Annotated in this window: 27 protein-coding genes; 13 read left to right on the top strand and 14 right to left on the bottom strand. The window is 55.7% G+C overall.

The features are described 5' to 3' along the window. Nucleotides 1–20 precede the first annotated feature (20 nt). Entirely contained in the window at nt 21–278 is a 258-nt protein-coding gene (locus MW898_RS12525; RefSeq protein WP_248907779.1) for a winged helix-turn-helix domain-containing protein, read from the bottom strand. A gap of 212 nt (nt 279–490) precedes the next feature. Here MW898_RS12525 and pan1 point away from each other — a divergent pair, with 212 nt between their 5' ends. From pan1 to MW898_RS12495, 6 genes are all read left to right on the top strand, one after another. Further along, complete coding sequence (gene pan1, locus MW898_RS12520) at nt 491–1,705, top strand: proteasome-activating nucleotidase Pan1 (RefSeq protein ID WP_248907777.1); 1,215 nt, start codon at nt 491–493, stop codon at nt 1,703–1,705. A 66-nt stretch (nt 1,706–1,771) separates the two neighbouring features. Beyond that, on the top strand, nt 1,772–2,197 hold the full coding sequence (locus tag MW898_RS12515) for a DUF7541 family protein (protein ID WP_248907775.1): 426 nt from the start codon (nt 1,772–1,774) through the stop codon (nt 2,195–2,197). 44 nt (nt 2,198–2,241) lie between these two features. Next, the gene (locus MW898_RS12510; protein ID WP_248907773.1) at nt 2,242–2,481 is read left to right on the top strand and encodes a DUF6684 family protein; all 240 of its coding nucleotides are present in this window, start codon (nt 2,242–2,244) and stop codon (nt 2,479–2,481) included. Between the two features lie 248 nt (nt 2,482–2,729). Beyond that, nucleotides 2,730–4,532 carry a cbb3-type cytochrome c oxidase subunit I gene (locus tag MW898_RS12505; protein ID WP_368409078.1) on the top strand — a complete coding sequence of 601 codons (1,803 nt, stop codon included), beginning with the start codon at nt 2,730–2,732 and terminating at the stop codon, nt 4,530–4,532. Between the two features lie 383 nt (nt 4,533–4,915). Then, the gene (locus MW898_RS12500) at nt 4,916–5,191 is read left to right on the top strand and encodes a DUF7520 family protein (RefSeq protein ID WP_248907772.1); all 276 of its coding nucleotides are present in this window, start codon (nt 4,916–4,918) and stop codon (nt 5,189–5,191) included. A gap of 26 nt (nt 5,192–5,217) precedes the next feature. Then, complete coding sequence (locus tag MW898_RS12495; RefSeq protein ID WP_248907770.1) at nt 5,218–5,592, top strand: universal stress protein; 375 nt, start codon at nt 5,218–5,220, stop codon at nt 5,590–5,592. A 123-nt stretch (nt 5,593–5,715) separates the two neighbouring features. Here MW898_RS12495 and acs read toward each other — a convergent pair whose 3' ends face one another. The 3 genes from acs to MW898_RS12480 form a co-directional block, all read right to left on the bottom strand. Further along, nucleotides 5,716–7,692, bottom strand: a complete 1,977-nt coding sequence (acs, locus tag MW898_RS12490) for an acetate--CoA ligase (protein ID WP_248907769.1) — start codon at nt 7,690–7,692, stop codon at nt 5,716–5,718. 272 nt (nt 7,693–7,964) lie between these two features. Continuing rightward, the gene (locus MW898_RS12485; RefSeq protein ID WP_248907767.1) at nt 7,965–9,665 is read right to left on the bottom strand and encodes an acyl-CoA mutase large subunit family protein; all 1,701 of its coding nucleotides are present in this window, start codon (nt 9,663–9,665) and stop codon (nt 7,965–7,967) included. Nucleotides 9,666–9,763: 98 nt separating this feature from the next. Then, entirely contained in the window at nt 9,764–10,153 is a 390-nt protein-coding gene (locus MW898_RS12480; protein ID WP_248907765.1) for a hypothetical protein, read from the bottom strand. A 245-nt stretch (nt 10,154–10,398) separates the two neighbouring features. Between MW898_RS12480 and gcvPA the strand changes: the two genes are divergently transcribed. The 4 genes from gcvPA to MW898_RS12460 all read left to right on the top strand — a co-directional run bounded on the left by gcvPA (nt 10,399) and on the right by MW898_RS12460 (nt 14,273). Continuing rightward, the gene (gene gcvPA, locus MW898_RS12475) at nt 10,399–11,730 is read left to right on the top strand and encodes an aminomethyl-transferring glycine dehydrogenase subunit GcvPA (RefSeq protein WP_248907763.1); all 1,332 of its coding nucleotides are present in this window, start codon (nt 10,399–10,401) and stop codon (nt 11,728–11,730) included. Beyond that, a complete protein-coding gene (gene gcvPB, locus MW898_RS12470) occupies nt 11,727–13,160 on the top strand; it encodes an aminomethyl-transferring glycine dehydrogenase subunit GcvPB (protein WP_248907761.1) in 1,434 nt (477 codons plus the stop codon). Before gcvPA ends, gcvPB begins: the two co-directional genes overlap by 4 nt. 194 nt (nt 13,161–13,354) lie before the next feature. Further along, nucleotides 13,355–13,531 (top strand): ribbon-helix-helix domain-containing protein, encoded by a 177-nt coding sequence (locus MW898_RS12465; protein ID WP_248907759.1) that lies wholly within the window; start codon nt 13,355–13,357, stop codon nt 13,529–13,531. Then, on the top strand, nt 13,524–14,273 hold the full coding sequence (locus MW898_RS12460) for a queuosine precursor transporter (protein ID WP_248907757.1): 750 nt from the start codon (nt 13,524–13,526) through the stop codon (nt 14,271–14,273). Before MW898_RS12465 ends, MW898_RS12460 begins: the two co-directional genes overlap by 8 nt. A 239-nt stretch (nt 14,274–14,512) precedes the next feature. On the opposite strand, the gene MW898_RS12455 is transcribed toward MW898_RS12460, so the two are convergent. Next, nucleotides 14,513–15,271, bottom strand: coding sequence for a 23S rRNA (uridine(2552)-2'-O)-methyltransferase (locus MW898_RS12455; protein ID WP_248907755.1), 759 nt, complete (start codon nt 15,269–15,271; stop codon nt 14,513–14,515). 173 nt (nt 15,272–15,444) lie between these two features. On the opposite strand from MW898_RS12455, the gene MW898_RS12450 reads away from it, so the two are divergent. Continuing rightward, complete coding sequence (locus tag MW898_RS12450; protein WP_248907753.1) at nt 15,445–16,494, top strand: NAD(P)-dependent glycerol-1-phosphate dehydrogenase; 1,050 nt, start codon at nt 15,445–15,447, stop codon at nt 16,492–16,494. Here the strand turns inward: MW898_RS12450 and MW898_RS12445 are convergent, their stop codons facing one another. The 6 genes from MW898_RS12445 to MW898_RS12420 form a co-directional block, all read right to left on the bottom strand. Then, nucleotides 16,495–16,977 carry a hypothetical protein gene (locus MW898_RS12445; RefSeq protein WP_248907745.1) on the bottom strand — a complete coding sequence of 161 codons (483 nt, stop codon included), beginning with the start codon at nt 16,975–16,977 and terminating at the stop codon, nt 16,495–16,497. A gap of 440 nt (nt 16,978–17,417) precedes the next feature. Continuing rightward, complete coding sequence (locus tag MW898_RS12440) at nt 17,418–17,915, bottom strand: hypothetical protein (RefSeq protein WP_248907737.1); 498 nt, start codon at nt 17,913–17,915, stop codon at nt 17,418–17,420. A gap of 97 nt (nt 17,916–18,012) precedes the next feature. Further along, the gene (purF, locus tag MW898_RS12435; protein ID WP_248907729.1) at nt 18,013–19,443 is read right to left on the bottom strand and encodes an amidophosphoribosyltransferase; all 1,431 of its coding nucleotides are present in this window, start codon (nt 19,441–19,443) and stop codon (nt 18,013–18,015) included. Further along, the gene (locus MW898_RS12430; RefSeq protein ID WP_248907727.1) at nt 19,443–19,616 is read right to left on the bottom strand and encodes a 50S ribosomal protein L37e; all 174 of its coding nucleotides are present in this window, start codon (nt 19,614–19,616) and stop codon (nt 19,443–19,445) included. The genes purF and MW898_RS12430 overlap by 1 nt, the downstream gene beginning before the upstream one ends. Then, nucleotides 19,613–19,798, bottom strand: coding sequence for an LSM domain-containing protein (locus MW898_RS12425; protein ID WP_248907725.1), 186 nt, complete (start codon nt 19,796–19,798; stop codon nt 19,613–19,615). Before MW898_RS12425 ends, MW898_RS12430 begins: the two co-directional genes overlap by 4 nt. A 91-nt stretch (nt 19,799–19,889) precedes the next feature. After that, nucleotides 19,890–20,942 (bottom strand): M20/M25/M40 family metallo-hydrolase, encoded by a 1,053-nt coding sequence (locus MW898_RS12420; protein ID WP_248907723.1) that lies wholly within the window; start codon nt 20,940–20,942, stop codon nt 19,890–19,892. 101 nt (nt 20,943–21,043) lie between these two features. Between MW898_RS12420 and MW898_RS12415 the strand changes: the two genes are divergently transcribed. Then, complete coding sequence (locus MW898_RS12415; RefSeq protein WP_248907722.1) at nt 21,044–21,439, top strand: hypothetical protein; 396 nt, start codon at nt 21,044–21,046, stop codon at nt 21,437–21,439. A gap of 183 nt (nt 21,440–21,622) precedes the next feature. Here MW898_RS12415 and MW898_RS12410 read toward each other — a convergent pair whose 3' ends face one another. After that, nucleotides 21,623–22,090, bottom strand: coding sequence for a GNAT family N-acetyltransferase (locus MW898_RS12410; RefSeq protein WP_248907720.1), 468 nt, complete (start codon nt 22,088–22,090; stop codon nt 21,623–21,625). 318 nt (nt 22,091–22,408) lie between these two features. On the opposite strand from MW898_RS12410, the gene MW898_RS12405 reads away from it, so the two are divergent. Further along, a complete protein-coding gene (locus tag MW898_RS12405; protein WP_248907717.1) occupies nt 22,409–23,365 on the top strand; it encodes an Rv3626c family coenzyme F420 biosynthesis-associated protein in 957 nt (318 codons plus the stop codon). On the opposite strand, the gene MW898_RS12400 is transcribed toward MW898_RS12405, so the two are convergent. Next, nucleotides 23,366–23,752: a Zn-ribbon domain-containing OB-fold protein gene (locus tag MW898_RS12400; RefSeq protein WP_248907715.1), complete on the bottom strand. Its 387-nt coding sequence runs from the start codon at nt 23,750–23,752 to the stop codon at nt 23,366–23,368. Next, nucleotides 23,749–24,915, bottom strand: coding sequence for a thiolase C-terminal domain-containing protein (locus MW898_RS12395; protein WP_248907713.1), 1,167 nt, complete (start codon nt 24,913–24,915; stop codon nt 23,749–23,751). Before MW898_RS12395 ends, MW898_RS12400 begins: the two co-directional genes overlap by 4 nt. Between the last annotated feature and the right edge of the window lie 107 nt (nt 24,916–25,022).

Genomic DNA, 25,022 nt, shown 5'->3' with positions numbered 1-25,022 from the left:
GACCCGATCGAGCAAAATTGTCACTCTGGCGTGAGCTGGTACACCCGCTTTCTGGCGTCGGTAAACGAAAACCGAGATTGAACGACACCAACTTCGTCTAGGCGAGAGACTGCATACCGCACCGTTCGTGTCGGTAACAGCGTCTGTTCGGCCAGCTCTTGTTGGGTCAGTGGACCATCGTATTCGAGTACCTTTGCGACCAGTTTTGCGCTCGGTGGACAGTCTCGGAGGGCTTCCTCACTGTGTTGTTCTCCGCCGCTCTCCTCTGCCGTGGGCATATCTCCTATTTATAATGCAACAATGTAATATTTTCCATTCTAAAATTACCTTTGGTAATTTGATTTCTGGGTGATATAGATAGCTTACGGCGCTGTGTACGAACGTATTCAGTCGAGATCAGCTCTGTTCGGGGACAGAAAGCCAGAATACGTACACGTTGAATTGAACCGACCCGAAGCCTCTTATGAATACGAGCGCTAGTCGTCGCTGGATGACCGACATCGTTGACGACGTCGATTGGCCATATGATCCCGACGCGTCACAACAGGAGAAAATTGAGTCCCTTCAAGAACGACTGGAGATTCTCGAGGGACAAAACGAAGAGATGCGAGATAAGCTCCTCGATGCGAACGCGGAAAATAACAAGTATCAGCAAAAGCTCGAGCGATTGACACACGAGAACAAGAAGCTCAAGCAATCGCCGCTGTTCGTTGCTACGGTACAGGAAATTTCTAATGAGGGCATTATCATAAAACAGCACGGAAACAATCAGGAGGCGCTCACCGAGGTTACTGACGAGATGCGCGATCAGCTCGAACCCGACGCGCGTGTCGCGGTCAACAACTCTCTTTCGATCGTCAGCGTTCTCGACGCAGAGACCGACGTTCGTGCGCGCGTAATGCAAGTTGAACACGACCCGGACGTGACGTACCAGAACATCGGTGGCATCGACGAGCAAGTCGAGGAAGTGCGCGAAACCGTCGAGATGCCGCTTACCAACCCGGATCGATTCGATGCTGTCGGTATCGATCCGCCGTCGGGCGTGTTGCTCTACGGACCCCCGGGGACAGGGAAGACGATGCTTGCAAAGGCGGTTGCCAACCAGACCGACGCGACGTTCATCAAAATGGCTGGCTCGGAACTCGTTCACAAGTTTATCGGAGAGGGTGCAAAGCTCGTGCGCGACCTCTTTGAACTCTCTCGCCAGCACGAACCAGCTGTCATCTTCATCGACGAGATCGACGCGATCGCTTCGAAACGGACCGACTCGAAAACGTCGGGCGATGCCGAAGTTCAGCGCACCATGATGCAGTTGCTCTCCGAGATGGACGGCTTTGACGACCGGGGACAGATCAGCATCATCGCGGCCACCAACCGATTCGACATGCTCGACCGCGCTATCCTCCGACCCGGACGGTTCGACCGTCTTATCGAGGTCCCGAAACCAGAGCAGGAAGGCCGAGAAGCGATCTTCCAGATCCACACTCGTTCGATGAACGTCGATGACGACGTTGATTTCGAGCAGCTGGCTACCGATACCGGGTCTGCAAGTGGTGCAGATATCAAAGCGATCTGTACCGAGGCCGGGATGTTCGCTATCAGAGACGACCGCGACACCGTTCGTCGTGAGGACTTCGATAACGCGTGGGAGAAGATCAACGACGAGGAAAGCGAGAACAACGAGATCAGCCGGACGTTCGCCTGATACTTGCAGCTCGAACGACAACCGTCGATCCGACGCTCCTTTGAGGGTGTATTTCGTAACCGTGCTATGGACGACCAACCGGGATTGAGTGACCAGTATCGGATGTCGAGTCCGTGGCCCCTGTTCGTCGCACTTGGGCTTGTCATCTCCGAACTCGGCATTCTTTTAGGAATTATTCCACTGTCGGTCGGGGGATTACTCCTGTTTTCGGGAAGTATCGCTGGAATTGTCACGGAGGCAGGCTACACCGAACAAGCGTGGGGTATTCTCGGTGGATTGGGTCTCGTTCTCATCGTACTCGGTGGCATACTCGTTGCAACACAGGTACCCAGCGCGAGCGTCGCTGCGCTCTCGTCGGTGTTATCAGAGTTGTTCAGTGCCCGACCGAACGGCATCGCCATTCGTGGCCTCTCCATCGTCGTCGCCGGCGTTATCGCTATCGTGGTGAGCCAACTCGCACAGTTTGTCGAGCCGGATGTCGAGACACTGTAACGCGAATCGATAGCCTATTTACGCTTCCACTCTCATCCGTTGTCATGGAATCGAGTGTTTTCGACCGGGAAACGATGCTTGATCTCGCGGTCAATATCATCCCGCTTGGAATCATCGTGTTTTTCGTCGTCTTGTTCGCAGTCCTCCCGGTGTTCAAGTTCGACCCAGTCGTGACGACGATCCAAATGAGTCTGCTCGTCATTCCCTTTATCGGATTGGCAGTACTCACCTACTACTCCGGAAAGGCCATCGCCAAAGACGAAGAAAAACTCGAGAATCTGTAACGTAACGCCGTAGCACCGCATGGTGCAATATCACAGAGTGTAATATGATGTCATAACATGACTATGTCTCTGTTATGGCTGCGGTTTAGCGATGGGCACACATTTATCACTTGCGAACGGTCGATCTGCGTGCTCAATCGGGAGCTGTTTTGTACAACACTATTCGCCGGGAGTGCAGCGATTGTAAAACACTGTACTCGTGAAGTCAGAACATAACCTTTCTAATCCACCGGTGCTGAAGGGTGGATATGGACCTCTCAGCACAGCTCGCGCTGACTGTTTTGATGGGGATATTTCTCGCTGGTGTGGCAATGGTCCTCTCTCGCATGGAGGACTGGCGGTCGTACACGCCACTTACCAGCGGAGGCACCGCCGTCAGTGACGAGACGGGGTATATTTCTGAAGAAAAGCCGTCCGGCCTTATTCGTTGGTTGACGACGGTCGATCACAAAGACATTGGAATGCTCTACGGCGTATACGCCGTCATCTCCTTTGTGTGGGGTGGAATGGCAGCATTCCTGATGCGCGCAGAGCTCTCGACACCGGAGATGGATCTACTCGCCGGACTCGGTGGAGAGAACCTGTATAATGCGTTGATGACGAGCCACGGAATCACGATGCTGTTCCTGTTCGGGACGCCGATTATCGCGGCGCTTGCGAACTATTTCATTCCGTTGCTCATCGGCGCAGACGACATGGCGTTTCCACGGATCAACGCCATTGCATTCTGGCTGCTTCCACCGGGTGCAGTGCTCATCTGGGCGGGCTTCTTCCTTGATCCCGCAACCGGTGGTGCCATTCAAGCATCCCAAACGAGTTGGACGATGTACACACCGCTCTCGGCTCAGCAGGTCAATCCCGGTGTGGATCTCTTCCTCCTCGGCCTCCACTTAACAGGCGTTTCGGCGACGATGGGTGCAGTTAATTTCATCGTTACCATCTTCACTGAACGTGGGAAAAATATCAATTGGGCGAACCTCGATATTTTCTCGTGGACGATCCTTACCCAGTCAGGGCTGATCCTGTTTTCGTTCCCGCTCCTCGGGAGCGCATTGATCATGCTGCTGCTGGATCGGAACTTTGGAACCACGTTCTTCGCGGTCGACGGAGGCGGCTCGCTTCTCTGGCAGCACCTGTTCTGGTTCTTCGGGCACCCCGAAGTGTACATTCTCGTGTTGCCGCCGATGGGGGTCGTGAGCCTCATCATCCCGAAATTCTCGGGGCGGAAGCTATTCGGCTTCAAATTCGTCGTCTACTCCACGTTGGCGATCGGTGTGCTGTCGTTTGGCGTGTGGGCACACCACATGTTCACGACCGGTATCGATCCACGTATCCGGCTGAGCTTCATGGCGGTTTCACTCGCCATTGCGATCCCGAGTGCGGTGAAGACGTTCAACTGGATCACGACGATGTGGAACGGAGACCTTCGATTGACCGCACCGATGCTGTTCTGTATCGGTTTCGTCTCGAACTTCATTATCGGTGGTGTGACCGGGATTTTCCTCTCGGCCATTCCCGTTGATCTCATCCTTCACGATACGTACTACGTCGTCGGTCACTTCCACTACATCGTCATGGGTGCGATCGCCTTCGCTGGCTTCGCTGCCATGTACTACTGGTATCCGATCTTCACTGGTCGGATGTACCAGCGGACACTCGCACGGTGGCACTTCGGACTGTGGATGCTCGGATCCAACATCACGTTCTTTGCAATGTTGCTGTTGGGCTATGAGGGCATGCCTCGCCGATACGCGACGTACGTGCTCTCAGATGGTACTCCATTCTCGATCCTCACCGAGAATCTCCATCAGATTGCTACCTTCGGGGCGTTCCTCATGGCGATCGGAACGATCGTCTGGCTGTGGAATTTCGTCGTCTCGTGGTACGAAGGGCCTGTCGTCGGTGAAGATCCGTGGAACCTTCGAGAGTACGGTATGACATCCCCCGAATTCGAGTGGCACGCACGCCGCCTCCAGACTGCCGTCACCGACGGTGGAGACGAGACGAATACAGTCAAAACCGACGGCGGCACTGAAGCAGACGAAGACTGAATCGTAAGACCGACCACCATCGAAGCGACATTTTGCGGTGGCGTTGTCCGCCGCTCGTAACTTTCTCTCTTCTTTCTTCTCTCCTCTCGTATTCGTTTATATGCTGGTCCTGTCCCAGCTGATGTATTCAGAATAACGGAGCTTCACATCGTGCCAGAAGCCGGTAGTCAGATGTTACATCTATCTCCCGGTATTGCTTTGAGTTGGCTCTCAATCGGTGTAGCGGTCAATACACGAGGTTCGAAACGAGGATGATTCCAGTAACGAACATGAGCATAGCGATGCCAACCAGAACGAGCAGGAGGAGTTCTTTTTCACCCATACTCCGGGCGTTGTCATCGCAGGGCAAAAGGCTAATCGTACCACTATTCGTAATAAGAACTGTGAGCCAAAACGTTCCTGAGCTTGGCGGTCGGAAGTTTGTGATGTATCTATATGTCACGATCGTCGGCATCGCTGCCATGGCTGGATTCACCATCGGTAGCTTCGGAATCGAGGGACTTGACCCGGAGCTATTCGGTGTGATTCAGCTCCCGCCAACGGCGATCGGGATGGCCGTATACGGTGCACTCACGATCGCAACGCTACTCGGTTCGATCTTCCTGTTGATGATCTTCGTCTCGAACCGATACGCTGAACCGGTCGACGATAATTCGTAAATACCATCGGAACTGAATTTGAGGTGATGTATCACGTCGTCATGGGAATCGCAACTGACGATGCGCAGGCTCGTGCGAAAGCCAAAGCGGTCTCCGATCTACCAGGCGAATCCATCTCTGCCACGATCGTCCACGCTGACGACGATGTGGACCTTCTATCAATTCCTTCCATCAGCGATGTCCACGACTATCTCATTGATCACGGGGTCGATGTGTCACTGCTCGCAACTGATCGAACACCCGCAAACGCGATTCTCGATACCGCCGAGCGTGAGGATGCGGATCTCATTTGTATCGGCGGACGGCATCGCTCACTCGCCGGAAAAATGCAGATGCGAATCGGTGCTGAAGCGATCATTCTCAACACCAACCGACCAGTCTTGATCGCCGGTCGAGAATAAGGAAACGACTGACCGTCCGTTCACGTCGAATCTCATCTCACGATCAAGCAGGAATAACGAACACGAGCAATAAAACGAGAAACGGAAGCGAACTGTGGAACTGTCAGGATTTACTGGTACGTTTCAGCCTGCTTGGATCTGTTCGCGGATCTGTTCGGGGACGCTGGGATCGCGTAGCGTCGTCGTATCGCCCAGTTCCTCCTCGTTCGAGATGTCCTCAAGCAGCCGGCGCATGATCTTCCCCGATCGAGTCTTGGGCAAATCAGCGACAAACAGCACGTTCGCCGGTCGCGCGAATGGTCCGATTTCCGTTTCGATCGCCCCGACGATCGCCTCGCGTACCTCCTCGCTTTCTTCCTGACCTTCGCGCAGCGTGACGTAGACGTCCGGAACTTCCCCTTTCTCGGCGTGCTCGCGTGCGGCTACCGCTGCCTCGGCCACGGCTTCGACTTCTGCGACTGCTGATTCGAGCTCCATCGTTCCCAGCCGGTGCCCCGCCACGTTCATCACGTCATCTAACCGCCCGAGCACCCGGAAGTAACCATCTTGGGCGTGGACCGCGCCGTCGCCTGCCTTGTACGTCCAATCGTGCCAGTCATCAGAGTCTGTCTCCGAAAAGTCCGCCCAGTAGGTATTGATGAATCGCTCGTCGTCACCGTAGACCGTCTGGAGCATTCCCGGCCATGGGTTCTCGATCACGAGATTACCCGCTTGACCGTTCGCTGATTCGAGAGATTCGCCCGCATCGTTGTAGAGTGCGGGAGCGATTCCTGGAGCAGGCACACCTGCACTCCCGGGCTTCATGTCTTGGAGCGCAGGGAGGTTCGTGATCAGGTGTCCGCCTGTTTCGGTCTGCCACCACGTGTCGACGATCACCGCGCTTTCATCGCCAATGTGGGTGTAATACCACAGCCACGCCTCGGGCTGGATCGGTTCACCAACTGTCGTCATATGCCGGAAGTCAAAGTCGTACTCTTCGGGATACTCTTCGCCCCATTTCATGAACATCCGCACGGCAGTGGGAGAGGTGTGGAAGATATCCACGTCGTAGCGCTCTGCGATCTCCCAGATGCGTCCCTTGTGTGGATGATCCGGCGCACCCTCGTACATGAGCGACGTCGTTCCGAGCGCGAGCGGCCCATACACGATATACGAGTGCCCAGTAATCCAGCCGATATCCGCCGAACACCAGTAGGTGTCCTCAGGCTTGATATCCTCGACGTATTTCGAAGTTCCCGTCACGTACGCGAGATATCCTCCTGTCCGGTGCTGACAGCCCTTGGGCTTGCCTGTCGTCCCTGAGGTGTACATCAAGAACAGCGGATCCTCAGCCGCCCGTGAGACTGGCTCGACCTCCTCACGACGGTGCTCGGCCAGTAAGTCGTCGACCATCGTATACTCCTCGTCGATCTCGTGACGAGCGTCGTCGTGGCGGGTCCACGCCAGTACCTGTGGGTCGTGTTCGACCTCTGTGAGCGCCTGATCGGTTTTCTGGATGTGATCGAGCAACTCGTCTCGGCGGTAGTAGCCGTCGATCGTGATGATGTACTCGGAGTCGGCATCACGCACTCGCTCGGCTAGCGCGCTGGCCGAAAAGCCCGCGAACACCACCGAATGGGGGGCGCCAAGACGAGCACACGCTAGCATCGTGATCGGCAAGGCGGGCACCATGGGAAGGTGGATCGTCACGATGTCGTCTTCTTCAACACCGATTGATTGTAAGGCGGCCGCCATCTCGTTGACCTCTCGGTAGAGATCTTGGTAGGTGAGCGTGCGCTGTGTGCCGTCTTCGCCCTCCCAACGCAGTGCCGCTTGATTCTTGCGCTCGTCGAGATGTCGATCGACGCAGTTGTACGAGGCATTCAACTCCCCGCCGACGAACCACTCATAAAACGGGGGGTTGCTCGCGTCTAACACCTCATCCCAGCGTTTGTCCCAGTCCAATAATTCGGCGTATTCTTCGAAACCCGCCGGAAAATCATCGAATCGATCGTAGATTGCTGGATCACTCACGTTCGCCTGCCCGACGAACTCGGGTGAGGGCCGGAAATATTCCTGATCAGCTAATCGAGCTTCCAGTTCTTGTTCCTCGTTGCTCATCTCGCTAGGTCATATGAACACCCACCACATAGCATTAACGACAATAAACTATTATATAGTTTTATTACAGTAAATGTGTATAAAATCTCACAACATACAAGTTATAATACATAATTAATTAAAAGAGATTTTATTACTGTCCAACACTTTCCTCATATCTGAGGCCTACCATTCGAACGATAGCGTCGTTCTGTACCAGTCCGAACGACTCCCTGACTGCTTGTGTCGGTTGCAGTGTGTCGGCCCACTCACTGCTTCTGTGGTGGGCTATCTCAGGTTACGCTAATCGTCTCGGTATAGCTCCCGTGTTCTGCTTCGTAGACCTGCATTATTTCGCCCATTGTGGCGTAGGCTTTCACGGCGTCGATGACGTACGGGACAGTGTTTTTACCAGCGAGGATCGCTTCTTCGAGTGCTGTGAGTGTCTCTGCGACGGCTTCGTCATCGCGTTGTTCTTTCACTTGTTCGAGTCGTTCGATCTGTCGTGTCGCGGATTTTTCGCCGACGTGGAGAAGTTCCGGTCTCGTATCTTCTTCCATAGTGTGCTTGTTGACGCCGACGACGGTCTCTTCCTCTGCATCGACGCGTTCTTGGTACTCGTAGGCCGAGTCCTGAATCTCGCGGTGGAAATAGCCCTCGTCGATGCCTCGGAGGACGCCGTCGTGGATCGATCCGTCGCCCATCTCTTCGATCTCATCGATGTAGGACATCACCTCAGATTCCATCTCATCAGTGAGCGTCTCGATGGCGTAGCTTCCACCAAGCGGATCGACGATATCAGCCAATCCGGATTCATCAGCAATGATCTGTTGTGTGCGCAGTGCGACGCGGACTGCCTCCTCGCTCGGTAGTGCAAGCGCCTCGTCGTAGCTGTTGGTGTGAAGACTCTGTGTGCCACCCATAACGGCTGCCGCCGCCTGCAGCGTCACTCGGATGATGTTGTTGAGCGGCTGTTGGGCCGTCAGTGACTGCCCAGCTGTCTGGGTGTGGAACTTCAGTCGCCGGGCGGCACCGCTTTCGGCTCCGTAGCGCTCTGTCATCACACGCTCGTAGATGCGCCGAGCGGCGCGGAACTTTGCAACCTCTTCGAACACAGAGTTGTGCGAGTTGAAAAAGAACGAGAGCTGTGGCGCAACGCTGTCTACGTCCAATCCCCGTTCGAGAGCAGCTTCAACGTACGCAAAGCCGTCCGCGAGCGTGAACGCGAGTTCCTGTGCGGCCGTCGAACCAGCTTCGCGGATATGATAGCCCGAGACTGAAACCGGGTAGAATTTCGGCGTGTTCTCGGTCGCGTATTCGACCACATCCGTGACGATGTCGACACTCGGCTTCGGTGGGATGACCCACTCTTTCTGTGCGATGAACTCCTTCAGCATATCGTTCTGGAGCGTCCCACGGACCTGTTCGCGCGGAACTCCCTGTTGGTCTGCCAGCGCGAGATACATCGCGTAGATGACGATCGCACTCGGGTTGATCGTAAACGATGTCGAGACAGTATCGAGGTCGATACCGTCGAAGAGGATCTCCATATCCCGAAGCGTATCGACCGCAACACCCTCTTTGCCGACCTCTCCTTGGCTCATCGGATCGTCCGAGTCGATCCCCATCAGGCTCGGCATGTCGAACGCAGTCGAGAGTCCGGTCTGTCCTTCCTCAATGAGGTAGTGAAAGCGCTCGTTGGTCTCCTCTGCAGTGCCGAATCCGGCGAACTGACGCATCGTCCACGTGCGCCCTCGGTACATCGTCGGATACGGTCCACGGGTGTACGGTGGCTCGCCGGGGTATCCGAGATCGTCCTCATAATCGAGATTGGAGATATCCGCAGGGGTATACAGGCGATCTACTTCGTGGTTCGACACCGTAGCGAACCGATCCCTGCGTTCGCCGTGAGCATCGAGCGCCGGATCGAGGGTTTCCGCTTGCCATTCCTCGTGAGACGCTCGAATTTCGTGTAAATCCTCCTCATCGAACATGGTTGTAATAACCACTTGCACGTGTATTAACGTTCCCGACCTCCATGATGTTCCGCTGTCGATCCTCCTTCGACTGTTGCTCACAACATTGTGAATTCTCACTCGAATTGTTCGGCCACTCGATGACAGCGTTCGATCCACTGCTTCTCGTACGCTTTCGGACTCAGGACCCGCCCGGCGAGATCACTGATGGTCGTGATCCCCGCGCTCGAACACCAACTGAGACACTCGTGATAGACTTGTAGGTCGGTTCGTTCGAAAGAGGTCTCATCTCGCGTCACTCGTAGTTTCTCGTTTCCCGCAAGAGAGGCGACGAATGCACGCGTGTGACCATCAGTCAGATACGGGTCACCGTCGTAGTCACGTACCGGAAGCACAATCGGATCTGGATGATCGAAATCGAACCATTCGATGACAGCACCCACCTTCGCGCTGCTGAGATAGAGCTGACTGGGGCAAACGTCTTCGATGGACACCGTTCGAGGCATCAAAGACAGGATACAGAGTACCCAGCAACGTAGCTCACTAAAAGAGACAGACCTGTTCAGGCGAGAGATGCTGATACGATCAGAGACTGCGGTACTATCCAGACGAACAACCACAACAATTCAGCACGGATCTTATCGAAAAGTGTGTTGCAAGATCGGACGGCTGAATCGCGGGTCTGATATGCTCGCGCTCGCAAATTTTTCCCACTAGCTGTGCCGTGGACGACCACCGATCTACGTTTACCATGAGCAATAACGACACTGGCAGTCCCTTCGCGCCGCATACGCCTGATGAAACGGCATTCATGCTCGATGCCATCGGGGCAGACAGCGAAGAGGACTTGTTCGACATCCCGGAGGAGGTACTGTTTGAGGGCGAATTCGACATTCCCCAACAGTCAGAACAGTCTGTGATCGCCGAGACCGATGCACTACTCGATAGGAATGCCGATCTGACGGAGTTTCTCGGCCGAGGCCACTACGACCACTACGTGCCGTCGTGGGTCGATCATCTCGCAGATCGGTCTGAGTTCCTCACGAGCTACACCCAGTATCAACCCGAAGTCGCGCAAGGGTTCTTGCAGGCATTATTCGAGTATCAGTCGATGCTCGTCGAGCTGACTGGTCTCCCCGTAGCAAACTGCTCGATGTACGACGCAGCCACCGCGCTCGGTGAGGCGGCGACACTCGCCGACCGAGTTCGACAGACCACGGGAAAGACGGTGCTGGTGCCCGAACTCCTCCACCATAACCGTCGTGCTGTCCTCGAAAACTACGTTGCTGGCACCGACCTGACGGTCGAGTCCTACCCGATGGACGACGGAAACGTCGATCTAAACACCCTCGAACAACGGATGAACGAGGACATAGCGTTGTTGTACGCCGAAACTCCGACCGTTCGGGGCACAATAGAGGAGCATCTCGAAGAAATTGGGGACCTCGCGCACGCGCACGACGCATTATTCTGCCTTGGCTCCGACATCGTCGCGCTCGCGCTGTTGCAGGAACCAGCGAGCGTTGGCGTCGATGTCGTTGTCGGAGAAGCGGGATCGCTCGGACTTCCGATGAGCTACGGGATGGGTCTCGGTCTGTTCGCCTGCCGCGAGGCGTTTTTGCGTCAGGTCCCTGGCCGACTCGTTGGAGTGAGCGAGGACGCGACGGAACGGCGCGCGTACACTCTCACACTACAGACCCGCGAACAGCACATCCGTCGAGAGCGTGCGACGAGTAACATCTGTACGAACCAAGCGTGGGTCGCGCTCCGAACCGCGATGTGTGTCGCATCGCTCGGTCCCGACGGCTTACTCGATCTCGCAAACGACTGTGTCCGGAGCGCGAGAGAGCTAGCTGCGCGGTTGGACGCGATCGACGGCATCGACGCCCCGATTCACGACCGCCACCACTTCCGCGAGTTCGTCGTTCGGACTGACCGGAAGGCAGCTGAGATTACAGCAGCGCTCGAAAAACACGGCTTCGCTGTCCACGCCATCGATGACCACATGCTACAGGTGTGTACGACCGAAACGAACGCCGCTGCGCGCGATGAATTCGTTGAGACACTGGAGGTAATCGCATGAAGTACGACCAAGCACGCTGGACGAACGGAGACGACTGCTATGAGCCACTCCTCACGGAGAAGCGATCGGAGGACGTTGCTGTCGAGTCCACCGAGTCCGAACTCCCAGCGGACCTTACGCGTGAGTCGCTCTCACTCCCCGCTCTCTCCGAGCCAGAGCTCGCACGACACTACACCCGGCTCTCTGAAATGAACTATGGGATCGAAAATGGTCCGTTTCCGCTCGGCTCCTGTACGATGAAGTACAATCCGTCGTTCACCGAGGACGTGGCTGCACTCCCTGCCGGAGCCGTTCACCCCGACCGATCCTCCGATAGCGTACAGGGGACGCTCGAACTCATGTACCGACTGCAGGAGTATCTCGAACGAATCGGCGGGATGGACGCCGTCACGCTCCAACCACCGGCCGGTGCGGCGGGTGAGTTCACTGGTATCCTCGTCGCCAAAGCATACCACGAGGCACACGGAAACGACAGAAACGAGGTCCTCGTTCCGGACAGCGCCCACGGCACGAACTTCGCAACCGCGGCGTTAGCGGGCTACGACGTGGTGAGTCTCCCTAGTGCCGAAGACGGCCGCGTCGATCTGGATGCGCTGTCGGCTGCTGTGAGCGATGACACCGCTGCGCTCATGCTTACGAACCCGAACACGCTCGGACTGTTCGAGCGTGACATCACAGAAATCGCCGACATCGTCCACGACGCTGGTGGGTTGCTCTACTACGACGGTGCGAACCTAAACGCGCTACTCGGACGTGCCCGTCCAGGCGACATGGGCTTTGACGTCATGCACTATAACGTCCACAAGACGTTTGCAACGCCCCACGGTGGTGGTGGTCCCGGCGCAGGTCCCGTCGGCGTCGTCGACGAACTCGAAGAATTTCTGCCCGAACCGCGTGTCGAGCAGACAGATGATGGGTTCGAACTGTTTTCACCCGAACGCACGATCGGGCGAGTCCACGGTTATCAGGGCAACTGGCTCGTGCTCGTCAAGACCTACGCCTACATTGCCCGACTCGGAGATGCTGGCCTGACCGATGCGAGCGCAAAGGCCGTGCTGAACGCGAACTACCTCGCAAGCCAGATCGAATACGACATCCCGTTCGATCCATTCCACCACGAATTCGTCGCCAGCGCGGATATGGACGCCGCCTCTGTCGCAAAGCGTATGCTCGATCACGGTGTCCACCCGCCGACAACGAAGTGGCCCGAAGCCGTGGACGAAGCGCTGATGACAGAACCGACCGAAATCGAGAACCAGCGGACGCTCGACCAGCTTGCTCACGCGTTCAACGCCGTGGCAGCAGAAAGCGAGGAGACGGTCGAGAGTGCACCACAGCGCACCACAGCGCGGCAGATCGATCAAGCAAGCGCGGCCAGAAACCCACGGCTGTCGTGGCACGCGCTGGATGAATCCGACACCGATACGTGAACAGAGCAGAGCGGTCGTCGGTACAGATTCTCTGAAGCGCACTCGTTGTATCTTCTCGGGGGCTCGATGGGTAAAGCGCGATTCAGAACCCACAGTAGCGTTGGTCCAGCGCCTGTGCAATGGTTTCTGGTCCGTCTCATGACTCAGATAGTCCGAACCGACGAACACACGTACTCGAACGATAATATTCGAGTATGCCCAAGATAAGCGTGGAGATCCCACAGGAGTTGCTCGACGATCTCGACGAACACGTCGGTGAAAATGGAAAGTTCGTTAATCGGAGTGACGCCATCCGAGGATCGATCAGAAAGACGCTCGATGTGCTCGATGAGATCGACGAGCGCCACGGGAGGTTACAGGACGATGAGTAGATACGAGAGCGATGGATGGCAGGATCGCGTCATACCAGTCCCCGCACTCGCGCTGATTGCGTTGTTCATCACCGCGTTGGTGACCGCACAGCTGACAGCCTCGAAGCTGCTGGCGTTTACGCTACCAGTGTCAGTTCCACTCATCGCTAACGAGGTCGTCGTGCCCGGCGCAGCGCTCGCCTACACGCTCACGTTCTTCGCCTCAGACTGCGTCACGGAGCTCTACGGAAAGCGTTCAGCGCAGGTGATGGTCAACATTGGCTTTCTCATGAACTTTGTTCTGCTTGCGCTCGTCTGGAGCACGATCTGGGCACCTGCGGCCCAGAGCAGTGCTGTCGATCCTGAGACGTTCAAAGGCGTGCTCGGTGCAAGCACAAGCATCATCCTCGGAAGTCTCATTGCCTATCTCGTCAGTCAGAATTGGGATGTCATAATCTTCCACCGGCTGCGTGAAGCGACCGACGGCGCACAACTCTGGTTGCGAAACATCGGCTCGACCGCCACAAGTCAGCTGATAGACACGGTTATTTTCGTTGGAATTGCGTTCGTGCTCGCACCGCAGTTCCTCGGCACCGGTTCGGTCCTCCCGACAGCTGTCATCGTCCAACTCATCGTCGGACAATATTTGCTAAAACTGCTCATCGCTATCCTCGATACTCCGATCGTCTACGCTGTCGTGGGATTTGTACGGTCGAACCGCCCTGAGATTGGAGCCTCTGGCAAACGGAATATGTCGAAGTAACATTGCAACCGACATCACTCGGCGTTCCAAAACTATCTTTCAATATTGTTTCGAAACCAGTACATATTTGTCGTCAATCACGACTGTAATTTATACATGTTAGCGTTTTATTTTCTATCATCTAATAGCAATTCCTTTCCTATTTTGTTGACGTTGGATTCTCGTTTAACTCCGTTGCTGTTCGGTTGTATCGGATGCGTCTAGCTGGATCGAGTTCGGAGTTTGATGCAGCGCGTCGGTCACTCCATTCGTTCTCCGAAGCCGAAGTTTGGCTTCACATCGTCGATACGTGTTCGGACCGTCTCGCCTACTTCAGTGTCCGGAACAAAGAGCGTGTATCCGTCGACTTTTGCGATACCATCGCCTTCGTGGCCGGTGTCGACAATCTCAACGTCGAGTTCGTCGCCAACCTGGACCGGTGCGGTGAGCCGTCCCTTTCCGACGAGATACAGCTCAGAGGATTCATCTCGAGAGGCGTCTGGTCGGACGGCACGGACGTACTGGAACTCGCCCTCGATGTCCGAGCGGAACTTCGAAAGATCTGGTCCATCAAACACCTTCACCACAAACGCGCCATCTGGTGCGAGCACAGCAAGGGCGGTTTCGAACGCCTGTCGAGCGAGATGAATCGATCGGGCGTGATCGAGTGAGTACTCACCAGACATGTTCGGTGCCATATCCGAGAGGACGACGTCTGCCTTTCCGATCCGCTCGTGTAGCCGTTCTCTCGTTTCCGCGTCGGTCATATCACCCTTAATCGTCTCACATCCGTCAATCGGCTTGATGCGCTGACGATCAACGCCGATGACCGTCCCCTCATCACCGGCAAGCTCGTGTGCAACCTGAAGCCAGCCTCCGGGGGCTGCCCCGAGGTCGACAACCGTGGCGTGCTCGTCGATGAGATTGGCTGTATCATCGAGCTGCTTGAGCTTGTACGCGGCCCGCGAACGGTAGCCCTGTTGTTTCGCCTTGTTGTAGTACTGATCTCGACGAGACATTTGATTGCTATTCGTACATCATCGAGTCTGATACGCCCTTTGTTTGTCGGCCTGTGAGCAGCGACGGTCATACTACAACCATGATGGGACTGGCGATCCGTATCAGCTGCCGACTCGGTACGTTCGTGAACACGTAACCGACAGTATATATCCGCTGAAGGACTCGCGTCTGTATGTTCGATAAGCGCGCTTGGATTCGCCTGCCGCGCAACGTCGTTATCGGTCACGGTGTCATTGAGGAGACGGCAACAGCACTCTCTGATCTTCATCTCGACGGTGTGCCACTCATTGTGACGAGCTCGACGCCGAAAACGATCGCAGCAGAGCGAATCGCAAAGCAGCTCGAATACGATCCACCGATAGAACTCATCGACGAAGCGAAATTCGCGTCTGTCGAGCGCGTCATCGATCGGGCGGAGACCGAATCGGTCGATTTTCTTCTTGGTGTCGGTGGAGGAACTGTCATCGATGTCGCCAAAATGGCGGCTGATGATATCGGTGTCGGGTTCGTCTCAATTCCAACGACAGCGAGCCACGACGGTATCGTCAGCGGTCGTGGGTCGATTCCACAAGGTGATACACGACACAGCGTCGCCGCTGATCCTCCACTGGTGGTGATCGCTGATACGACTATCATCGCCAGTGCACCGTGGCGGTTCATTACTGCTGGCTGTGCAGACATCATCAGCAATCACACCGCTGTCAGAGACTGGCAGCTCGCTCACCGACTGAAGAACGTCGAATACTCCGAATACGCAGGCGCGCTTTCGCGTATGACCGCCGAGATGCTCGTTGGAAATGCGGATTCGATCAAGAAGGGTCTCGAAGAGTCGGCATGGATCGTGATGAAAGCGCTCGTGTCGTCGGGTGTTGCGATGAGTATTGCCGACTCTTCGCGTCCGGCGAGCGGCGCAGAGCATCTCATCTCCCATCAACTCGACCGCATCGCTCCCGAGACGGCTCTGCACGGACATCAGGTCGGTGTTGCAAGCATCACCACGGAGTACCTCCACTCGGGCCAGGATGGGGAATGGCGCGCTGTTCGTGACGCACTTGCGAGCATCGGCGCACCGACCACCGCCGAAGCGCTCGGTCACACGACCGAAGATCTACTCGAAGCGATGACGACGGCTCACGAAATTCGAGATCGGTACACCATCCTCGGAAACGGCGTCAGTGAAGCAGCAGCCCGAGAAGCCGCAATCGCAACGGGCGTCATCTAGTTATCGTTCACAATGAGTGACTAACGGAGGCTTCGTTGTGTGCCACGTGGCACACTCGTCGAGTTCACCAGTCTTGTAGATCGCCTCGAACAGCGCAGAAAGACGATACACCGGCTCCCGGTCCGGACCCGATGTATCGTGGATGCCAACGATGTTGGCGCTCGCGAGATCGATGATGTCACACGTGACGCCGGTGAGATCCTTCACAAGACGCCGGGCACCAGCCTCGATCGATTCGTCGCCGGCTTCAATAGGCCCGTGAGGCATCCGTCTGACGCCGTCTGTTTCGAGAACGAGAACCCCTTTGTCGTGACGGACCTTGACATCGGCCTCAATGACACCGCGTTCACAGTGTTGAGCAACATGTTCGTACGTGTCCCGGTCAACACTCATCGACGTCTGGTGGACGGAAAACGAGTCATACACGGCGTTGAGTGTGCTCAATGCCGAGGTTACTCGTTCTTGTGACCGACCGGTCTCCATGACCTTCGTTAGCTTTCTACTGTGGTATAAGTCTTGTAGATCCATGTCGAACAAACCGATTAATCACACAATTTAGTTACAATAAAACGCAAATATAATTATTGGCAAAGTAAAATTTTCATACTTTGTGTCGCTGTGTCACTAGTATAACCGTTGACCTCGCTATCGCCGGCCTCGCGCGCTCTCCATACCCTCGGTCTCCACGACCTCACTTCGCAACAGTTTATTTCCGACATCATATGTGTATCTGAGAATATGTTTATGCACTGTAAATAGTGGCAATATAAGTATGGTTTGGAAGATGTCTCAATCATTCCAAGGGACATGTTTGCCGTAATTCTCTCATTCGTTGTGGGACTGATGAGATTTCAAGTACCAATAGCTCGGCTTACGGCTTCGTGCTGTCTCGGTCGGCGCTTTAGGGGAATTAGTCAATCGCGTTACGCACTGCTCGCTCGCCACCGTCTCCAGAGGGGTGGGACGCTCGCAATCGCTCCGAGAAAGAGTGCAAGCGTACACGCGCCGTAGATAGTGAGTGTTCCTGTAAGGCCGTACAGCGGATTTCCGAGGACGGGATAGAGCGGTTGCATGTCGGAGTACAGGATCGCATCGAGTGTAACGTGGAGCCACGTTCCTGCGACGCTTGCCAGCGCGACGGCTGTCACCGATGCTGGCCGGTATCCAGTCCACTGAGTGGTGTTTGGAATCCTCTGTGTAACCACGAGAACACTCCCTGTAAGAATAACAGCGAGTCCGAGGGCGCCAAGATACGTGTGAAGTGGCCCGTGTAATGGACCAGAGCGTATATTGAAGAAAACGAGCGTCGCTCGCACGTCAACCAGCACGTTCGCAACGAGAAACGTCACGGGGTCAAGGCGTCGTCTGAGCGGAACGCCAACCAAGAGTCCGGGACCAAAGTGGAAGGGCGTAAATGGCACAGTCGGCCATGAACGTCCCTCGTACATCATTTTTCTGGGTGTTTCAAGTCAATCCCTACGATTTTCTTTCCAGAAGTATCACAATATACTTCTGTGATCAATCGGCTGCTGGGACCGATTCGTCTCCGATTCCCGGACGAGTTACGTCCCGATCGGTCGGTTCGTCAGGGATATCGTACGGATACGCTCCCGTGACACAGCCAAGACAAAGATCGTCCTTCGAGATATCGAGTGCCTGCGCAACGGCGTCGATCGAGAGATACGCGAGACTATCTGCACCGATCACTTCGCGGATCTCTTCGACATCCCGGTTTGCCGCGATGAGTTCCGAACGGCTCGCCATATCGATCCCCATGTAGCAGGGGGCGATAATCGGCGGTGCACCGATACGCATGTGTACCTCTTCGGCACCAGCCCCTCGCAGGAGATCAACCAGCTGCGTCGAGGTGGTCCCACGGACGATACTGTCATCGATGAGCGTAACCGTCTTTCCTTCGACAGTACTTTTGATTGGATTGAGTTTCAAGCGCACTGCCTGCTCTCGAGCATCCTGTGTGGGCATGATGAACGTCCGGCCAACATAGCGGTTTTTCATCAGGCCTTCGGCGAATTCAACACCCGATGCGACCTCAGCGTATCCGCTCGCAAACGCCCGGCCAGAGTCCGGAACAGGCATCACGACGTCCGTCTCGACACCGGATTCTTCCCAGAGTTGACGACCCAGTTCACGACGGCTCTCGTAAACCAACGTGCCATCAATGACCGAATCAGGACGGGCGAAATAGACGTGTTCGAAGAAACAGTGGGCGCTGTTCTCGCGCTCACTGAGCTGGTACGACTCGTATCCCGTCCCGTCGGGTTCGAGCCGGATCAGTTCACCAGGACGAACATCACGGATTAGTTCGCCATCAAGCGTGTCGATGGCGGAACTTTCGCTCGTCAGCACGTATCCATCTTCGAGCTTGCCGAGACAGAGTGGCCGATTCCCCTCCGGATCGCGGACGCCAACGACGATATCATCGTGCATAATCGTCAGCGAGTACGATCCGTGGAGTCTGTTCATCGTCTTCTTAACAGCGTGGATGAGGTCGCCGTCTAAGAGATTCCGCGCGAGATCGTGTGCGATAACTTCGGTATCTCCATCGGACGTGAATGCGTGTCCTTGCCCGGCAAGCTCATCTCGAACTTCGTTTGCATTAATGAGATTGCCGTTGTGCGAGAGACCGAGTGATCCACTCTTGAACGACACTGAAAATGGCTGTGCACAGCACGCGTCGACGCTTCCAGACGTCGGATACCGAACGTGTCCGATACCAACGCTTCCATGCAGTCCATCGAGATCTTCCTCGGTGAAAGCATCGCCAACAAGTCCCATCTCGACGTGATCGTACTGCTGAAAGCCATCGTGTGTAACGATCCCCGCCGATTCCTGACCGCGATGCTGAAGAGCGTACAGTGCGTAATAAATTGGGCGAGCGGCGTCCCGATCAACAAGTGAAAGTCCGGTAACACCGCATTTTTCGTGCATTATTCGCCAGCCTTGGATTGCCACGCGTACTCGCGACGCTTGGCAGATTTTCCAAACCCGCACGCCGAACACACTTTCTTCTTAACGTGGTACGACTTCTTCCCACATCTTCGACACTTCACGTGCGTCGTCTTATTCTTCTTTCCCTGGCTCGGGGTTCCCGCTCCAGTCATGGGTTGATTGAAACGACGTTATCACCGCGTATAACGGTTGTGTCTTCGTCCTCTTCGATGACGAGGTTCATGTGCTGGTCGTATCCGGCTAGTTCACCAGTGTACACTTCCCCACCTTTCAGATTAATCGTCACCACAGTCCCGAGTGATTCTTCCAGCACATCAAGCGGTCGGCCAGCCATATTCATTTTCCCTCGTTCCTGTGTCTTAAGCGCACCGGGTACGATCGATCAGGAGATGGTGTGTGTTGTTCTACCAATCGTGATCTGCCACTCATGGTCGAAGTTCGAACCCATCTGCTTCGGCTCCAACGATCCCAAGGAGATCTGCAAGCACATCGAGATCGTCAGTGTCGATGACTTCGACCGGGGTATGCATATACCGGTTAGGCAGCCCGATACTTAGCGACGGAACACCGCTACGGGAGGTGTAGAAGGCGTCTGCGTCCGTACCGGTCGAGCTACTGGCGGCTTGGAGTTGCACGTCGATTCCCTCTCCTGCGGCGATGCGTCTGACGGTATCGACGAGTTGTGGATGGTTCGCGCTTCCACGGGCGATCACAGGTCCCTCCCCGAGTTCGACGCTGTTGTGCTTCTCCCCCGGTATTCCAGGAGAGTCAGTCGCGTGCGTGACGTCAATGACGATGAACATATCTGGTGTCAGTCCGAATCCGACCATCTGTGCGCCTTGCAGACCGATTTCCTCTTGTACGGTCGAAACAGCGTATATTGTCGCGTCTGCGTTGCGCTCTGCTGCCCGTCGCAGGCCTTCTGCGGCCGCCCACACACCGATACGGTTGTCCATCCCACGAGCCGACAGCCGCGTTCCTTGCAACGAAGCAGTTTCATTTGTAAACGTAATCGGGTCGCCGATTTCGACGAGTTCCTCGGCCATCTCTCGTGAGTCAACCCCAATATCGACGTGCTGTTCGCTGATATCTGCGACAGCCGCTTCGTCAGAATCTCGCAGGTGAATCGCCGTCTGCCCGATGACACCATGGACAGGCGTATCGGCGTGAACAGTGACGTGTTGACCTCTGGAAACGGTTTTATCCGACCCACCGACACTTGTGAGCTTCAAGAATCCGTCGTCGGTAATGTCACGGATCATGAATCCGATTTCGTCAGCGTGACCAGCGAACGCAATCTCTACGTTGCTGGCTCCTCCTTGATAGACTGCAACCGCATTTCCGTACGCGTCCATCCGAACATCGTCTGCAAACTGCTCGACGTACTCCACCCAAACACGCTGGCCAGCGTGCTCGAACCCAGACGGAGACGCAGTCTGCAATAAATCATCGAGAAACGTCCGCTGTCGCTCGTTCATGCGAAAGCGTCGTGACGTACGAAGATGAACACCACGATACTTTCTTCAAGCAGTGCGATGTGCAGGCAAATTTCTATAGTCGTACCGCACCAACTATTGGTATGGTTGATATCACTGTTTTCAGGATGGAAATCGACGACTCGACATTCAACGCGCCGTTTGGCGGTCGCGCACGGTCCGATGGGGCACCAACTGAAACAGAATCATCAGGCCCGAGCATGAAACTCATCGCCGGACTCGGCGGAGTTCTCCTGCTCACACTGCTCGCTCTGATCGTCCTCCTCAAGCGAACGTTCGGAGGGGACGGAGACGAAGATGAAGACGATGACGAAGATGCTGAACTAGTGATTGATACGGATGCCGAAACGGATTCCAGCGAGGGTGAGGATCGTGGCGGAATCCGAGCGATCATCGGTCTCTCCTTTCTCGTGGTGCTGACCGTCCTCATGAGACGATGGAAGAACACCGAACCGTCTCCGACTGGAGCAAGCGTCTGAATTCTTGATCGACTCTCTTCATTCTCCGATGGTTTTCATCTGTCGCTTGTATTTTCGACTTACCGCTATTCGACTAGTCTGATCGGCCCGCTCGATTCATCCACAGACGAGCTCTCGTAAACGGCTAACTGAATGGTTGCAATCTAATATTGTCTGGAAAAATTGAAACAACTCTGTCGATGCCTACTCAAGTGACTGTGCGTAGTCGACCTGCTTTGGCTGGAAGCCCGTCTCGCGGTAGAATCGGCGTGCACTCTCGTTCTCCCACTCACAGGAGACCGTGAGATGGTCACACCCCTGCTCACGAGCCATCGCTTTTACACGCTCGACGACTTCTGTGCCGTGTCCCCGGCTCTGATAGCCTTCGTCGATAGCGAGGTTCACGATGCGGAGATACTGCGAGTACTGCCTAGATGCGTGATGACCCTTCCTGAGTGTGACAAAGCCGATCGGCTCACTCTCGTTGACGATGAGGTAGTCTGTGACGTTCTCGTCGTCAAGATGGTCCCGAAAGCCGTCGTCGGGAACTTCGTCAACGTCCGCATAGACGAGTTCGTTCAGTTCGTCGTACGCCTCCATCGAGCGTGCGAGCGTGTACCAGCGGTCGACGAGTGCATCAAGATCTTCAGCGGTGGCTTTGATGAGTTCCATACGACAACTCCCCTCACACTCGCTCTTTAAGCTTCACTCGATATGTCACTGCTCGGAACGTCTTGGAGCACGAGTAGCAATAAATCGTGAACCAGCATCTCTCTGATCGATGCCGAGAACAAAGTGTGACCGGCACGTGTCTTCATCCAATGTTCTTCAACTGTGCTCGGACTCCTCCGTGAGTACAGCAGGATGGCACTGGTGACGTTCTATCCCACAATGACTGTGTTGCTCTATTGAGCGCTCAGAACATTATTTTCCAGCATTTTTGCGTAGTCGGAAGGCCTTTGCATAGTGCTCTCGTCTAGTATAGCTACCATGAATTTCTACCGCGCTGTCAGGGCCGTCGCGGATGCGTCAGGTGCCGGTCCAGTTGACTGGGCGGCGGTGGCCGAGTCTGCAAAAGCGGCGACGGCTCCGGGTGATCTCGATCTGTCGTCGGACGAAGTCGAGTCCTATCAGTCTGACGTTCGTGCTGCCCGCGATCGGATCCGTTCGGTCGGTGGTCTCGATTTCGACCTTCCGGAGACGATCGAAGTCCAACACCGGCACCATTGGATCGATGCGAATATCGAGACGTTCGAGCGTATTCTCGCCGACCTAGATACTGGTGTCGAGTTTCTTCCAGGCGTCGTCCGGTCAGTCAACACGGGGTCAATGGCGATTTCGATCAGCTTTCTTGCGAACAACGTTCTTGGGCAGTACGATCCGCTTCTCCTCTCACCTGACACGGGTAACGCCCACGCATTGTACTTTGTCAACCCGAACATCGAGCGCGTTGCCGATCGTCTGGCTGTGGATCTGCCACGGTTCAGACGCTGGATCGCGTTTCACGAAGTCACCCACGCCGCTGAATTCGGGAGTGCTCCGTGGCTCGCTAACCATCTCGAAGACTGTCTCGAAGACGTTGTAGACGACCTCTCGTCCGGGCGTTTCGACCGGGCTGATTTCAAACAGGTCGACGTCACTATGACGGCCGTCGAGGGATACGCTGAACTGCTGATGGACCGGACGTTCGACGACGAGTATGACGATCTCCGAAGGAAACTCGAAGAGCGTCGTCGCGGTGGGAACCCGCTCACGCAGCTCATGCGGCATTTGCTCGGTCTCGGTCGCAAACGCCGGCAGTACGAGCGCGGTAAGGATTTCTTCGATGCAGTCGCTGACGCAGAAGATCTACAGACCGCATCGCTCGTCTGGGAACGCAAAGAGAATCTCCCGACCGATAGCGAACTCGACGACGCCGAAAAATGGCTTGCCCGGATGGGCGTCTGATTAGCGTTCGTCTCTCGTTTCAAACACTGGTGCTACGTACCCGCTTGGGTCTTCTTCAATAACGTCTGTGAGCACCACTGTCGTTCCAATCTCGGGTTCTTCGTCGCTCTCGATCCGTGCCGCAAGACGGGCACGGTTGCGGTCGTTCTCCACTTCGACGATACCAACGTAGTACGAACCATCGAAGCCGACTGGCGGAACAGCAATTCGTGTTATCGAGTGGAGTATGCCTTCGTCTGGCAGTTCGACCGATTGGAGCGAACGACCGCCGCAGTCGTGACAGACCGAAACCGGCGTCCCGTACGTTGTCGTACAATCAGAACACGAGACTCCGAGGAGCGCACCCGTGCGAAGTCCCTCTGTCCACTCGCTGTACGAGAGACTCATCCGCGCACCTCCATAACGGAAATGACAGTTGTTCCGGCGTCTCCGCCGAGGTTGTGCGCGAGTCCACACGTCGCGTCGTCGATCTGTCGTTCACCGACATCACCACGGAGTTGTTCGGTGAGTTCGACGATTTGGGCGGTGCCGGTCGCACCGATCGGGTGACCTTTCGCCTTGAGTCCGCCACTCGGGTTGATCGGTCGATCGCCATCGAGCGCGCTTCTCCCGGCTGCGGCTGCTGGACCTCCTTCTCCATCCTCGAAGAAGCCGATGGCCTCGCTTGCCAGCACTTCCGCACCGGTAAAGCAGTCGTGTACTTCCGCAAAGTCAACGTCGTTAGCTGTTATGTCAGCCTGCTCGTAGGCTTTCGCGGAGGCGTCGCGTGCGGCCTGTGTTGCGTATAACGTCGATTTGAGTCCCAATGGGACGAGATCGGTCGCTTGACCCACTCCAGTGACGTCCACTGGTGCATCATAGGAGTCGGCCAGATCGTCACTGGTGACAATGACTGCTGCTGCCCCGTCGGAAAACGGACAGCAGTCCATGAGACGGAACGGGTCGGCGACGATCGGCGAATCGAGCACCTCCTCGACGGTCGCTTCTCTGCCGAAGTGTGCTCGTGGGTTGTACGTCCCGTTTCTGTGATTTTTCACCGCGACGTGAGCCAACTGCTCTTCTGTTGTCCCGTAGACGTGCATGTGCCGTTTTGTCATGAGGGCAAACACGCCGGGGAACGTCAGCCCGGTTGGTTGCTCGTATTGTCGATGTGATGCAGAGGCGAAAATGCGGGTCATCTCCCCGGTTCCGTTCCCTGTTTCGGGGGTACATCGCTCGACGCCGCCGACGAGAACTGTGTCGTGAATACCGGCGTCGACTGCTTGTACAGCGTTCTTGAACGCGCTCGCCGATGTCGCACAGGCGTCCTCAAATCGCTGTGCTGGAACACCGGCAATACCCACCTCCGTGGCGAGCTTTGGGGCGAGGTGTGTGTCGTTTTCGGTTTGACCACCCATTGCGTTCCCGAAGTAAAACGCGTCGATGTCTGCGGGACCAACGCCCGCGTCATCGTACGCATCGAGCGCTGCTGTTGCGAATAGCTCGGACAGCGTCGATTCGTGAACGCCGAAGGCCGTCATTCCGGCTCCGACGACACTTGCTCGTGTCATCGTTCGACTATTCGGTCTGCATTCATAAAGCTACACGGATGTCGTGTCAAATATACTCATCAAGACACTGTTCCGGCGACGTTTAGGCCGCCCGTCTTGTACCCCCC

Origin of the sequence: Halocatena marina, assembly GCF_023276375.1 — an archaeon.
In the GTDB taxonomy this organism is placed as follows: Archaea; Halobacteriota; Halobacteria; order Halobacteriales; family Haloarculaceae; genus Halocatena; species Halocatena marina.
Note: the sequence above shows the minus strand (reverse complement) of the source record. Positions and strands in the feature narration are given on the sequence as shown.

Coding starts and splice junctions, on each gene's coding strand:
- acs (WP_248907769.1), bottom strand. CDS start 7,692: ATGAGCAACGAGGAACAAGAACTGGAAGCTCGATTAGCTGATCAGGAA.
- MW898_RS12465 (WP_248907759.1), top strand. CDS start 13,355: ATGCCCAAGATAAGCGTGGAGATCCCACAGGAGTTGCTCGACGATCTC.
- MW898_RS12525 (WP_248907779.1), bottom strand. CDS start 278: ATGCCCACGGCAGAGGAGAGCGGCGGAGAACAACACAGTGAGGAAGCC.
- MW898_RS12400 (WP_248907715.1), bottom strand. CDS start 23,752: ATGAGTCTCTCGTACAGCGAGTGGACAGAGGGACTTCGCACGGGTGCG.
- MW898_RS12510 (WP_248907773.1), top strand. CDS start 2,242: ATGGAATCGAGTGTTTTCGACCGGGAAACGATGCTTGATCTCGCGGTC.
- gcvPB (WP_248907761.1), top strand. CDS start 11,727: ATGAAGTACGACCAAGCACGCTGGACGAACGGAGACGACTGCTATGAG.
- MW898_RS12425 (WP_248907725.1), bottom strand. CDS start 19,798: ATGGCTGGCCGACCGCTTGATGTGCTGGAAGAATCACTCGGGACTGTG.
- MW898_RS12460 (WP_248907757.1), top strand. CDS start 13,524: ATGAGTAGATACGAGAGCGATGGATGGCAGGATCGCGTCATACCAGTC.
- MW898_RS12485 (WP_248907767.1), bottom strand. CDS start 9,665: ATGTTCGATGAGGAGGATTTACACGAAATTCGAGCGTCTCACGAGGAA.
- MW898_RS12450 (WP_248907753.1), top strand. CDS start 15,445: ATGTTCGATAAGCGCGCTTGGATTCGCCTGCCGCGCAACGTCGTTATC.
- MW898_RS12395 (WP_248907713.1), bottom strand. CDS start 24,915: ATGACACGAGCAAGTGTCGTCGGAGCCGGAATGACGGCCTTCGGCGTT.
- MW898_RS12420 (WP_248907723.1), bottom strand. CDS start 20,942: ATGAACGAGCGACAGCGGACGTTTCTCGATGATTTATTGCAGACTGCG.
- MW898_RS12405 (WP_248907717.1), top strand. CDS start 22,409: ATGAATTTCTACCGCGCTGTCAGGGCCGTCGCGGATGCGTCAGGTGCC.
- gcvPA (WP_248907763.1), top strand. CDS start 10,399: ATGAGCAATAACGACACTGGCAGTCCCTTCGCGCCGCATACGCCTGAT.
- purF (WP_248907729.1), bottom strand. CDS start 19,443: ATGCACGAAAAATGCGGTGTTACCGGACTTTCACTTGTTGATCGGGAC.
- MW898_RS12495 (WP_248907770.1), top strand. CDS start 5,218: ATGTATCACGTCGTCATGGGAATCGCAACTGACGATGCGCAGGCTCGT.
- MW898_RS12410 (WP_248907720.1), bottom strand. CDS start 22,090: ATGGAACTCATCAAAGCCACCGCTGAAGATCTTGATGCACTCGTCGAC.
- MW898_RS12505 (WP_368409078.1), top strand. CDS start 2,730: ATGGACCTCTCAGCACAGCTCGCGCTGACTGTTTTGATGGGGATATTT.
- pan1 (WP_248907777.1), top strand. CDS start 491: ATGACCGACATCGTTGACGACGTCGATTGGCCATATGATCCCGACGCG.
- MW898_RS12455 (WP_248907755.1), bottom strand. CDS start 15,271: ATGTCTCGTCGAGATCAGTACTACAACAAGGCGAAACAACAGGGCTAC.
- MW898_RS12430 (WP_248907727.1), bottom strand. CDS start 19,616: ATGACTGGAGCGGGAACCCCGAGCCAGGGAAAGAAGAATAAGACGACG.
- MW898_RS12445 (WP_248907745.1), bottom strand. CDS start 16,977: ATGGAGACCGGTCGGTCACAAGAACGAGTAACCTCGGCATTGAGCACA.
- MW898_RS12415 (WP_248907722.1), top strand. CDS start 21,044: ATGGTTGATATCACTGTTTTCAGGATGGAAATCGACGACTCGACATTC.
- MW898_RS12480 (WP_248907765.1), bottom strand. CDS start 10,153: ATGCCTCGAACGGTGTCCATCGAAGACGTTTGCCCCAGTCAGCTCTAT.
- MW898_RS12515 (WP_248907775.1), top strand. CDS start 1,772: ATGGACGACCAACCGGGATTGAGTGACCAGTATCGGATGTCGAGTCCG.